Source organism: Pseudomonas sp. G11-1 (genome assembly GCF_024031555.1).
In the GTDB taxonomy this organism is placed as follows: domain Bacteria; phylum Pseudomonadota; class Gammaproteobacteria; order Pseudomonadales; family Pseudomonadaceae; genus Halopseudomonas; species Halopseudomonas bauzanensis.
The window spans coordinates 678,183-690,502 of the sequence record NZ_QEYQ01000002.1; the positions used below are offsets into that span (position 1 = coordinate 678,183).

10 protein-coding genes and 1 riboswitch are annotated in these 12,320 nt (G+C 62.7%); of the genes, 5 read left to right on the top strand and 5 right to left on the bottom strand.

Annotated elements, in window-relative coordinates; translation table 11 throughout:
- Positions 1-61: 61 nt before the first annotated feature.
- From cpdA to thiC, 4 genes are all read right to left on the bottom strand, one after another.
- Positions 62-877, bottom strand: a complete 816-nt coding sequence (gene cpdA, locus DHB74_RS09300) for a 3',5'-cyclic-AMP phosphodiesterase (protein ID WP_499161388.1) — start codon at positions 875-877, stop codon at positions 62-64.
- A 242-nt stretch (positions 878-1,119) separates the two neighbouring features.
- Complete coding sequence (locus DHB74_RS09305) at positions 1,120-1,569, bottom strand: DUF1249 domain-containing protein (RefSeq protein WP_036991163.1); 450 nt, start codon at positions 1,567-1,569, stop codon at positions 1,120-1,122.
- A complete protein-coding gene (locus DHB74_RS09310) occupies positions 1,569-2,186 on the bottom strand; it encodes an NUDIX domain-containing protein (RefSeq protein WP_499161266.1) in 618 nt (205 codons plus the stop codon). The genes DHB74_RS09305 and DHB74_RS09310 overlap by 1 nt, the downstream gene beginning before the upstream one ends.
- Before the next feature lie 149 nt (positions 2,187-2,335).
- On the bottom strand, positions 2,336-4,219 hold the full coding sequence (gene thiC / locus DHB74_RS09315) for a phosphomethylpyrimidine synthase ThiC (protein ID WP_499161267.1): 1,884 nt from the start codon (positions 4,217-4,219) through the stop codon (positions 2,336-2,338).
- Between the two features lie 74 nt (positions 4,220-4,293).
- A riboswitch (TPP riboswitch) is annotated at positions 4,294-4,395 on the bottom strand.
- A 120-nt stretch (positions 4,396-4,515) separates the two neighbouring features.
- On the opposite strand from thiC, the gene DHB74_RS09320 reads away from it, so the two are divergent.
- Positions 4,516-5,973 (top strand): TolC family outer membrane protein, encoded by a 1,458-nt coding sequence (locus DHB74_RS09320; protein ID WP_136869259.1) that lies wholly within the window; start codon positions 4,516-4,518, stop codon positions 5,971-5,973.
- Between the two features lie 250 nt (positions 5,974-6,223).
- Here the strand turns inward: DHB74_RS09320 and waaA are convergent, their stop codons facing one another.
- Positions 6,224-7,486 carry a lipid IV(A) 3-deoxy-D-manno-octulosonic acid transferase gene (waaA, locus tag DHB74_RS09325; protein ID WP_499161268.1) on the bottom strand — a complete coding sequence of 421 codons (1,263 nt, stop codon included), beginning with the start codon at positions 7,484-7,486 and terminating at the stop codon, positions 6,224-6,226.
- Positions 7,487-7,600: 114 nt separating this feature from the next.
- On the opposite strand from waaA, the gene DHB74_RS09330 reads away from it, so the two are divergent.
- The 4 genes from DHB74_RS09330 (at position 7,601) to scpC (ending at position 12,223) form a co-directional block, all read left to right on the top strand.
- Entirely contained in the window at positions 7,601-8,770 is a 1,170-nt protein-coding gene (locus DHB74_RS09330; RefSeq protein WP_499161269.1) for an NAD(P)/FAD-dependent oxidoreductase, read from the top strand.
- On the top strand, positions 8,767-9,600 hold the full coding sequence (locus DHB74_RS09335; protein WP_036990678.1) for an aldo/keto reductase: 834 nt from the start codon (positions 8,767-8,769) through the stop codon (positions 9,598-9,600). Before DHB74_RS09330 ends, DHB74_RS09335 begins: the two co-directional genes overlap by 4 nt.
- Positions 9,601-9,638: 38 nt before the next feature.
- Complete coding sequence (locus DHB74_RS09340; protein WP_051611022.1) at positions 9,639-10,511, top strand: hypothetical protein; 873 nt, start codon at positions 9,639-9,641, stop codon at positions 10,509-10,511.
- 215 nt (positions 10,512-10,726) lie between these two features.
- Positions 10,727-12,223, top strand: a complete 1,497-nt coding sequence (scpC, locus tag DHB74_RS09345; RefSeq protein ID WP_074780164.1) for a succinyl-CoA:acetate CoA-transferase ScpC — start codon at positions 10,727-10,729, stop codon at positions 12,221-12,223.
- Positions 12,224-12,320 lie beyond the last annotated feature (97 nt).

The following is a 12,320-nucleotide window of genomic DNA, read 5'->3' on the forward strand; positions in this document are numbered from 1 at the left end:
TAGTATCCTATCTGCGGCGCCGGTATGTCGCCAGTGCTGGCGCACCCGGCGGGGAAAGGTGCTAGTAACCAGATGCGCCATCCGCCGGCACAAAGCAGCCAGCCGGCAGGCGCGATACCGCGGTCTCGACGCGGCCATCGCCATGCAAGCGCAACCAGCGATAGCCGGGGGGCTGCGCATCGGTGGCGAAGTCATCACTGCCGACGGCGAACTGCACACAGGTAGAAGGCGATGCCAGCAGACGGATATGTCCGCGCTGCTGATCCAGATATTGATGTATGTGCCCCCAGAGCACCACGCGCACGCGGGGGTCGGCATCCAGCCGGGCGAACAATTGCTCGCTGTTGTCCAGCCCCAGCGGCTCCATCCAGGCACTGCCGATCGGTACTGGATGATGATGCAGGCAGACCATCAGATAACGCTCGCCCGCCGTCGCCAGCGCTTCGTCCAACCGCAGCAGCTGACGCTCATCAAGATGACCGCCGACCGAGCCCGGCACGCTGGAGTCCAGCAGCACTATGCGCCAGGCACCAGCATCCACCCAGGGCTGATTGAAATCATGGCCAGCGCCAAGTTGTGCCATGCGCGCCGCATCATCGTGGTTGCCGGGAATCCAGTGCCACGGCGCGGGCAGCCGGGTCATGGCCTCGATAAACCGCTGATAGGCCGGCTCCTCTCCATCCTGGGTGATATCACCGGTGGCCAGCACCAGATCGATCTGTGGCATATCCTCCAATACCTGGTCGATCACCCCATGCAACGATGCAAGGGTATCCAGCCCCAGCAAGCGTTGATCCGGCGCGGTAAAGAGGTGGCTGTCGGTCAGCTGAACCACCTGGACTGCAGCGGTGGAGGTGGTCGTGGCGGGTGGCGACATCGGGCGTATTCTCTGATCGGTGGACTTCTGTTCGCAGGACATCAGTAGCTCCCCTGCGACCCCCCGCCATGATGGCAACAGACCGGCCGACAATCCAGTGGCGCACCGGCGGCGGTGGCGGAAACTTGCACTCGGCCACAAAAAAACTGGTCAGACCAGACTACTATGCAGGCCCCATCGCCGCGAGGCGCGACTCCTGCACAGAACAGTCAACTGTAGAAGCGGCAGAGCGTATGCGCAGCTCAGCGATTGAGCAGCACCGGCTGCGGACTCTGACCATGGCGGTGACAGTAGCCGAGCCATTCACCGAGAAACTGGTTGAGCTGGAATTTCTCGTCCGGCTGCAGCATCTGCTCGTTGGGATAGGGGTAGACACTCCGGAAGCGACGGCGATCATGCACCACAGTCACTTCGGCCATGCGGGCATCGTGGTACAGGCGTACCTCCATGCTCGGAGGCGTCAGCCACTCATGGCGTTTCTCATGCCGGAGTCGCAGCGTGGTGGTGTACGGGCAGCGCTCGAGTACCTGCATCACCAGACGCTGTTGTTCGCTGCCAGCGCTGAGCAGGATATGACATTCGTCCTTCAGCGCCATGTCCGGCATCAACTGGCGCAGACGGTAAAAATTCGCCTCGCATACCGCCTGCAGCGACGACAGATCAACCCGATAGCGGGGTTTGCCGAGAGCCATCATGGTTGCGGCCCCGCCTGGGCACGCAGGCCCTGGCCATGCAGCTCCAGCCATTGCAAGGCGATGATGCTGGCGGCATTATCGATCCGGCCATCGGCCATGGCGGCCAGCGCCTCGCTGCGCGGCCAGACACTGACACGAATGTCTTCGCCTTCTTCGGCCAGCCCGTGCAGGCCGCCCGCGCCACGGCTATCCACCGTCGCGCAGTACAGGTATACCTGCTCGTCACTGCCACCCGGCGAGGGAAAGTAGCGGGTGATGGGCGTCAGGTTCAGCAATGTGAGCCCGGCTTCCTCCTCTGCTTCGCGATGGGCGACCTGTTCGGCCTCCTCCCCATCATCAAACAGCCCGGCGACCAGTTCCAGCATCCAGGGATTGGTGCGCTTGCCCAGCGCCCCGACGCGGATCTGCTCGATCAGCACCACCGCATCCTGCCAGGGATCATAGGGCAGCACGCAGACGGCATCCGGCCGCACGAACAGCTCACGGCGCAGCTCCGGCCCCCAACCGCCGGCAAATAGGCGATGGCGCAGGGTCAATACATCCAGCCGGTAGAAGCCGCGAAATCCGGGTTCTCGACGCAGGATCTCGACATCCTGCTGGTTGAATTCGGTCAAATAATCGCCCCTGAAAAAGACATACCCAATGGTCGTGCTTTTAAACTCGCATATCCGAGCGGACCGAGGCAAGGACTGACCTGTTTCAGCGGCGAACGGTCGTGCCGGTGCGTGTTATTCACGCCCCGGCACCGCTATCCACCCTGCCGCTACACCTTCTGGTACAGCTGCGACCCGGTCTGGCGAAACTCCGAGGACTTGGCCCGCATGCCCTCTTCCACTGCCAAGTCCACCGCCTGAATCCGCTGCGCCGCAGCGTAATCACGCACCTCCTGGGTGATCTTCATCGAGCAGAACTTCGGTCCACACATGGAGCAGAAATGCGCTACCTTGGCTGACTCCTTGGGCAGAGTCTCATCATGGAAAGCGCGAGCCGTGTCCGGGTCCAGACCAAGGTTGAACTGATCCTCCCAGCGGAATTCGAAGCGCGCCTTGGACAGCGCATTATCGCGAATCTGCGCGCCCGGGTGCCCTTTGGCCAGATCCGCTGCGTGGGCAGCAATCTTGTAAGTGATGATGCCGGTCTTCACGTCATCCCGGTTGGGTAGCCCCAGATGCTCCTTGGGCGTGACATAGCAAAGCATGGCACAACCGAACCAGCCGATCATCGCCGCACCGATGCCCGAGGTGATGTGGTCATAACCCGGAGCGATATCGGTGGTCAGCGGCCCAAGGGTATAGAACGGCGCCTCGTCGCAGCACTCCAGCTGCTTGTCCATGTTCTCCTTGATCAGTTGCATGGGCACATGGCCCGGGCCTTCGATCATGCATTGCACATCATGCTTCCAGGCAATCTTGGTCAGCTCACCCAAGGTTTCCAGTTCACCGAACTGCGCCGCGTCGTTGGCATCGGCGATGGAGCCTGGACGCAGGCCGTCGCCCAGGGAGAAGGACACATCATAGGCCTTCATGATCTGGCAGATATCCTCGAAGTGGGTATAGAGGAAGTTCTCCTGGTGGTGCGCCAGACACCACTTGGCCATGATTGAACCACCACGGGAAACAATACCGGTGACCCGGCTCGCCGTCATCGGCACGTAACGCAGCAACACACCGGCATGAATGGTGAAGTAGTCGACGCCCTGCTCGGCCTGCTCGATCAGCGTATCGCGGAAGATCTCCCAGGTCAGGTTCTCGGCGATGCCATCAACCTTCTCCAGCGCCTGGTAGATGGGCACGGTACCGATCGGTACCGGCGAGTTGCGGATGATCCATTCGCGGGTTTCATGGATGTTCTTGCCGGTGGACAGATCCATCACCGTATCCGAGCCCCAGCGAATCCCCCAGGTCATCTTCTCGACTTCTTCTTCGATACTGGAGCCCAGCGCCGAGTTGCCGATATTGCCGTTGATTTTCACCAGGAAGTTGCGGCCGATGATCATCGGCTCCAGCTCGGTATGGTTGATATTGGCCGGCAGGATGGCGCGGCCCCGGGCGATTTCCTCACGCACGAATTCTGGCGTGATTTCCTTGGGAATGCTGGCACCGAAGCTGTGTCCCGGATGCTGCTCGGTCAGCAGACCAGCGGCGCGCGCCTCCTGCAGTTTCATGTTTTCGCGAATCGCGACGAACTCCATTTCCGGAGTGATGATGCCCCGGCGGGCGTAGTGCATCTGCGTCACGTTATGCCCGGCCTTGGCCCGGCGCGGCGTGCGCACATGGGCAAAGCGCATGTGATCCAATGATGGATCGGACAGCCGGGCATTACCGAACGCGGAGCTCAGACCAGGCAGGATCTCGGTATCACCCCGCTCATCGATCCAGGCGCTGCGCACATCTGCCAGCCCGGCACGCAGATCAATCTGCACCGCCGGATCGGTATAGGGGCCGGAGGTGTCGTATACCAGCACCGGCGGGTTCTTTTCCACGCCCTTGTCGGTCTGGGTATCGGCCAGGCTGATTTCCCGCATGGGCACACGGATATCCGAGCGCGATCCGGTTACGTAGATCTTGCGGGAGTTAGGCAAGGGCTGGGTTGCGGCACCATCTGCGCCGGAGTTGGCAATGGCGGTATCAGGCAAGCGATTGGTCATTATTATGCTCCACTGTATGAATTACACAGGGAACCGAAGCGGCACGGAGCCACCACCCCAGGACGGGGTAATGCGGAACTGCGCATCTCGATTCCTACGCCGGTATTAACCGGATCAGGTTCAACGGGTGAAGTCTCAGCCAGCACAAAAAAATGCCGGCACCCCGTCAAGATGAGCCAGCAGCTTAGGCCGTCGCGCGCCAAACAGCAAGTAGCCGACCGCTTGGCCTTGACCGGCGGCCTGCACCTCTTTAGCCTTGGCAGATTGACTTCTACCTCCATGCGAAGGACCTCTGCATGCTGCGCCCCCTGTATATCGCCGTTGTGCTGGCAAGCCTGTCCGGCCCAGCCCTGGCTAAATCCGATTTGCTGACTATCTACCAGGAAGCCCTGCTCAACAGCGCCGATCTCGCCGCAGCCGAAGCCGATGCCCTCGCCCGCCAGGAAGCTCTGCCCCAGGCGCGCGCTCAGTTGCTGCCGAACATCGGCCTGGGGGCCGGCGTGGCCCGCGAACGGGTCGACGTCGAGGGGTTGGGGTCGGACAGCTATTCGACCCATTACTATCAGGCCAGCCTGACGCAGCCGCTGTTCCGTGCCGATCGCTGGTTCAATTACCAGGCGTCCAAGTCGCTCAGTGAACAGGCCCGCGTGGAGTTTTCCGCTACGCAGCAGCAGTTGATCCTGGATGTAGCGCTGGCCTACTTCAATGTATTGCGGGCTTCCGACAACCTGGCCACTGCCCGGGCCGAAGAAGCAGCGTTCGAGCGTCAGCTGGAACAGGCGCGAGAGCGTTTCGAAGTCGGCCTGTCGGCCCGCACCGATGTACTCGAAGCGTTGGCCGGTTTCGATACCGCCCGCGCCGCACGCATCACCGCCGCCACCAATCTGGACGTGAGTTATCAGGCACTGACCCGCCTGACCAACCGCGACCACACCGACCTGCTCGGCATGAGCCACAACCTGCCGATCCTTGCGCCTGTGCCGGCCGACATGCAGGAGTGGGTGGAGACCGCAGCTGCGCAGAACCTGGGCCTGCAGGCCTCGCGGCTGGCTATCGATGCCGCCGGCGACAGCCTGCGCAGCAGCAAGGCGGGTTACGCCCCGACGGTGGATGCTTTCGTGCGTTACAACGACAGTTATGGCGGCGCCCGTCTGGGCGGTGTCGGGGCAGGTATTGGTGGTATGGGCGCCGGCGGTGACACCGAGCTGACCCAGTTCGGCGTGGAGATGACCCTGCCGCTATTTACCGGTGGCGGCACCACATCCCGGGTCCGCGAATCCAACTTCCGCCTGACCCAGGCCGAACACACCAGCGAAGCCGAGTTGCGGCGCATCGTCGAGCGTACCCGCAATCTGTTCCGTACGGTCACCTCCAGCGTCGAGGAAGTCGAAGCCCGGCGCCAGTCGATCATTTCCTCCAAGGCCGCCGTGGATGCGACTCAGGCCGGTTATGAGGTAGGTACGCGCAACGTGGTGGATGTGCTGGACGCCCAGCGCAATCTGTTCCGGGCGGTGCGTGACTACAACGATGCCCGCTACAACTACATCGTCGACAACCTCAACCTCAAGCAGGCGGCCGGCACCCTGAGCCCGCAGGATCTGGAAGACCTCTCGACCTGGCTGAAGGCCGACTACGACCCGGACCGCGACTTCATTCCGCCGTTTACCCCGGAAGAAATGCAGCGCATGTCCATCGGCAACCAGCCGCCGCAGCCAATGAGCGAACAGCAGCGGCGGATGCGGACGTCGTTCTGAGTGGCCGGGCAGCGACGCTGCCCCCTGGGATTGTCGAGCACCAGCTCGCCGCCGCCAGCAAGGTACGAGCTGGTGCTCGAACCTCCCAGGTGTTTGCGCCGCTACGGTGGACCGGTTTCCAGCTCGACCAACAGCTATCAGGCGGCCGCGCTGGCCGGAATGGGAGTTGACGGGATCGCCATAGACCGGGGCGCGCTGACCGGGGCGCGCTCGACTCGATGGAAACCCATCAGTCACTCGCAATGACCGACTAGCTCCCCAGCAACCGCGTGATACCCTGCAGCAACCGCTCCAGTGCCCCCTGATTGGCCGCTACTACCGCCTGCCCCGCCGCTCCAGCGCGGTGCGCTGACGACTTATCACCCAACCAGGCATTTGCCCGCTCCGCCATCGCCGGGGCATCGGCCACTTCCACCAAGGCCCCGGCCTGCTCCAGCAAATCACTGATCTCGGCAAAGTTGAATCGATGCGGCCCGGACAGCACCGGCAGGCCGAGCGCCGCTGGCTCCAGATAATTGTGTCCACCGCCGGGAATCAACGACCCGCCAACGAAAGCCACATCCGCGCAGGCATAGAACTGCATCAGCTCGCCCATGGTATCGCCCAATAACACCTGATCGGCCATCGCCGGCATGTTCCCGGCGCTGCGGCGTACCATGCCCAGCCCGGCATTTTCTATCTGCCGCGCCACGGCATCGAAGCGCTCCGGATGGCGCGGCACCAGAATCAGCAGCGCCTCGGGATGCCGCTGCAGAACCTGACGATGCGCAGCAAGCACGATCTCGTCTTCCCCGCCGTGAGTGCTGGCGGCGATCCACACTGGCCGCTCACCCCACTGCGCTCGCCACTGCTCTGCCGTGGCCAGCAGCTCGGCGCCGGGCTTGAGGTCGAACTTGATGCTGCCGGTCACTGCCAGTGCTGACTGGCGCACGCCCAGCGCGATGAAGCGCTCCGCCTCCGCTGCCGTCTGCACCGCCACCCAATCCAGCGCGGCGAACATCGGCCGCACCAGCGCAATGACGCGTTGATAACCCCGTGCCGAGCGCGCAGATAGCCGCGCATTGGCCAGTACTACTGGCACGCCGGCGCGCTTGCACTCGGCCACCAGGTTGGGCCACAGCTCGGTTTCCATGATGATGGCAATCCGTGGCTGCAGCCGCCGAATCAGTCGCCGCTGCAGCCAGGGCAAATCGTAGGGCAGGTAAGCGTGGCCAACATCATCACCGAATAACTTGCGGATCTGTTCGGAGCCGGTTGGTGTCATGCAGGTCACCGTGATCGGCAACTGCGGATGGCGCTGGCGCAATTCGCGCACCATGGGCGCCGCGGCAATGGATTCGCCCACCGACACCGCATGCACCCAGATACCGCCAGCGCGAAGGTCTCCACCCAGGGCAAAGCGCTCGCGCCAGCGCCGGGCATAGGCCGGGGCGCGCCAGGCACGGTACAGCAGGCGCGCCAGGATCAGCGGCAGACACAGGGTAAAGATCAGACTGTACAGAAAACGCGGCATTCCCTTCTCCAGAAGCGGTCGAGCAGCACAAACGCGGCATAGAGTAGCAGAAGTGACCTGCCCGGCCGTTGATCGCTATACTACGCGAGCTAATCCACTGACCCCGCGGAGCCCATGAGCACACCCTTGCACACCGATATCTGTATTCTGGGCGGCGGCGTCGCCGGTCTCTGGCTCAATGCGCGGCTGCGGCAACAGGGCTACAGCACCTTGCTGGTCGAGCCCCATACCTTGGGCGGCGGGCAGAGCAGCAAGTCCCAGGGCATCATCCATGGCGGCACCAAGTATGCCCTGCACGGCAAACTGACCACCGCCGCAGAAGCCATCGCCGGCATGCCCGGCCGCTGGCGCGCCTGTCTGGATGGTAGTGGTGAACTGGACCTGCAAGGCGTGCGTGTACTCTCGGCGCACCATTATCTCTGGTCACCGGGCAACCTGATCAGCAACCTGGCCGGCTTCTTCGCCAGCAAGGCACTGCGCGGCCGGGTCGATAGCGTGAAGGGGCGGGAGCTGCCCGCGGTTTTCGCCAATCCGGCTTTCAAGGGCAAGGTCTACCGGCTGGCCGAGCTGGTGCTGGATGTGCCCGATGTGGTCCGCCGCCTGGCGGAGCTGGGTGGCGACAGCCTGCTCAGCGGCCCGGTCAAAATCGGCGGCAACAGCGACGGTATCACCTCCGTACAGGTTGCCGATCAGCAGATCATCGCCCGACGCTATGTGCTCACCGCCGGGGAAGGCAACGAGGCGCTGCTGCACGGTGCCGGTATCCAGCAGCCCGCCATGCAGCGCCGGCCGCTGCAGATGGTGCTGGTCAAAGGTCCGAACCTGCCGGCCCTTTACGCCCACTGCCTGGGCAGCAGTCCCAAGCCGCGGGTCACTGTGACTACCCACCCCTGCAACGATGGCCAATGGTGCTGGTACCTGGGCGGCGAACTGGCTGAACAGGGCACCGATATGCCGGCCGAGGAGCTGATTCGCCGGGCACAGAAGGAGCTGCAGGAACTGCTGCCCTGGGTCGATCTGAGCAGCTGCCAGTGGGCTACCCTGCCGGTAACCCGTGCCGAACCGGCTCAAAGCGGCCTGGTGCGCCCGGATAATGCCTACCTGCAGGCAGTCGGCAATGCGCTGGTGTGCTGGCCGACCAAACTGGCTCTGGCACCCGACCTGAGCGACCAGGCCATCGCCGAGCTCGGACGTCAGGCAATCCAGCCGGAGCTGCCGCAGCCGACCAGCGACCTGCCTTGCCCGCCCGTTGCCACTCCAGTCTGGGATACCCTGTTTTCATGACATCCCTACAGCAATATCATCGCCCGCTTGGCAGCACTGGCCTGACGGTTTCTCCGCTCGGGCTCGGCACCGTCAAGATCGGCCGCAATCAGGGGGTGAAATACCCCAGCGGCTTCGAACTACCGACCGACCAGCAGGTGCGCGACTTGCTGGCCCAGGCCCGGGACCTGGGCATCAACCTGCTGGATACCGCCCCCGCCTATGGCCTGAGCGAACAGCGCCTGGGGCCGCTGTTGCAAGGCCAACGCCAGGAATGGGTGCTGTGCAGCAAGGTGGGCGAAGAATTCGACAATGGCGAGTCCTGGTTCGATTTCAGCGCCCGACATACCCGTCACTCGGTACAACGCTCGCTGCAACGGCTGCAGACCGATTATCTGGACCTGGTGCTGGTGCACTCCAATGGTGATGACCTGACCGTCCTTGCTGATGAGGTCTACCCGACGCTGCAGCAACTGAAGCAGGAGGGGCTGATCCGCGCCTTCGGCTTTTCCGGCAAGACTGTCGCTGGTGGCCTGCAGGCGCTGGAGGATGGCGATTGCGCCATGGTGACCTGGAACCTGCGCGAGCAGACCGAGCGTCCGGTTCTCGACTTTGCGCTGTCACACAACAAGGGCATTCTGGTAAAAAAAGCGCTTGCCAGTGGGCATATCTGCCTGGAGGGTGAAGACCCGGTCCGTAGCGGTTTCGAATTGGTCTTCAGCCACCCGGCCGTCGGCAGCGCCATCATCGGTACCATCACACCGGCGCATCTGACGCAGAATGTAGTCACCGTCGCCAACATTCTGCAGCAAGCCGACACGCACAGCGGATCTCAAGCCAGGCCGCGCTGACAGCAGCATGCGCGGCCCCAGACCCAACGAGGGGCGCCATGACCACTATCATTGCCCGCCACGATCCGGTGGCCTTCAAGACCCAGGCCATCCACGTCCAGGCCGGCCCCGAGGTGTTGCGCTACACGCCGGTCGGCAACCCGCTGAGCTTCGAGCAGATGCTCGAGCTGCGCCAGCCGATACAGGTGGATGACCCGGAGCAGTTCGACGTAACCCTGGCCAACCTGGGGGTTTCCGCGGATATTACCTTCCGCTGGCAACAACGGGACTTTCGTCTGCTGGTCCACCAGCAGCGCCCTGATCGCAATGACCAAGTGCTGAAACTGCTGTCCGGCTACGTACCCGCCCACGAGCTGCGTTTGCCCTTGCTCACCCTGATGACCGAACTGGCCGAGGAGCTGCTGCTGGAAACCGGACAGGGCTGGTTGCCGGGGCGTTATCAGGAAGTCTGGCTACCCACACCCTACGCCGATACCCTGCCGCCGGACGGCAACCGCTGGTACAGCCTCAGCCCGCACCAGGGTGCAGCCCGGGCCGTGCTGTGCCGCGAGCTGAATCTACTGGAACGCCCCCATGCCTATGTCCATCTCCCCACCAATTCACTGCAACTGGTCTATCACATGCACCTCAGCGTGCCCCGCTGCCCGGACCTGAGCGCGTTGCACGCCGACGAGTCGCTGGATGCCCAGAGCGGCCAGCTGCAGGCACAGCTGGATCGACAGCGCCCCGATCTCTATCTCGCCGAACTGGTCGACAATCAGTTCAACGGACGCCTGTTTACCTTGGTCAAGGGTGAGCTGATCGAGCAACAGCATCCGCATCTGCTGCTCAGCGAAGCCTTCGCACCCCAGACCGGCTGGGTGGTGGCGGACGCCCACTGCCCCTGGGCATATGGCAGCGCACCGCCATGAGGTGTACCATGCGCGCCGAGGCGTGGCCTGCCGGTCATCCTCGATTCCGCCATTGGTTCCTCCTAGCAGGTCGTTGAAAGACGCACTCACGAGCAGTTTTTCCACGGATTGTTAAAGTGGCCCTTGGGCCTTCTTAGACCATGGTCGGATCGTCACGCCAATCAGCTCTTCCCTAGACTGCTGGCTGTTCGTAATCACCCACTGGTAACAAATCCATGTATGAAAGTCGTATTCGCATGCCTGCGTTGCATGACAAAGTCATGAGCGCAGCAGATGCTGCATTGCTGATTGAAGATGGTATGACCGTAGGCATGAGCGGCTTCACCCGTGCCGGGGAAGCCAAGGCAGTCCCGCTGGCGCTGGTCGAGCGCGCCCGGGAGCAACCGCTGAAGATCAGCCTGCTGACCGGTGCCAGTCTGGGCAACGATCTCGACAAACACCTGACCGAAGCCGGTGTACTGGCCCGTCGCATGCCCTTTCAGGTGGACGCCACCCTGCGCAAGGCGATCAACCAGGGCGAGGTCATGTTCATCGACCAGCATCTGTCCGACACCGTTGAACAGATGCGCAATCATCAGTTGAAGCTGCCCGATATCGCCGTCATCGAAGCGGTCGCCATCACTGAGGAAGGCCACATCGTACCGACCACCTCGGTGGGCAACTCCGCCAGCTTCGCGATCTTCGCCAAACAGGTCGTGGTTGAAATCAACCTGGCGCATAACCCCAACCTGGAAGGTTTGCACGATATCTACATCCCGACCTACCGGCCGACCCGCACGCCGATCCCCCTGGTCTCCCCCGGCCAGCGCATGGGCAGCACCGCGATTCCGATTGACCCGGCGAAGATCGCCGCCATCGTCATTACCAACCAGCCCGACTCCTACTCCACGGTTACTCCGCCGGATGCGGAAACCCAGGGCATCGCCGACCATCTGATCGCCTTCTTCGAGAAGGAAGTGGAAGCTGGCCGCCTGCCGAAGAACCTCGGCCCACTGCAGGCCGGCATCGGCAGCATTGCCAATGCGGTGATGTGCGGCTTTATCAATTCGTCCTTTGAAGACCTGGTGATGTATTCCGAAGTGCTGCAGGACTGCACCTTCGAGCTGATCGACGCAGGCAAGATGACACTTGCCTCCGGCTGCTCCATCACCCTGTCGGGCCGTTGCAACGAGCGCGTGTTCGGCAATCTGGAGAAGTACAAGGACAAGCTGGTGATGCGCACCCAGGAAATGTCCAACCACCCGGAAATCGTCCGGCGCCTGGGCATCATCGGCATCAATACCGCATTGGAGTTCGACATCTACGGCAACGTCAACTCGACCCACGTGGGCGGTACCAAAATGATGAATGGGATCGGCGGTTCCGGCGACTTCGCCCGCAACGCCAATCTGGCAATTTTCGTCACCAAGTCAATTGCCAAGGGCGGAGCCATCTCCAGCGTGGTGCCCATGGTCAGCCATGTAGACCATACCGAGCATGACGTGGATATCCTGGTCACCGAACAGGGCCTGGCGGACCTGCGCGGCCTGGCACCCCGCGAGCGCGCCCGTGTGGTCATCGACAACTGCGTGCACCCGGATTATCGCGATGCGCTGAATGACTACTTCGAGCGAGCCTGCGCCAAGGGTGGCCACACGCCGCACCTGCTGCGCGAAGCGGTCGAATGGCACCTGAACCTGGAAGAGTTCGGCCATATGCGCGCCGCTGGCTGATCTATCTGCAGTCCCTGCCCCACAGTTGCCGCAACGGCTGTGGGGCAGCATTTATCTGCCCGGCGTCACAAATCTCCCTTTCGTATTCCCCCTCCGC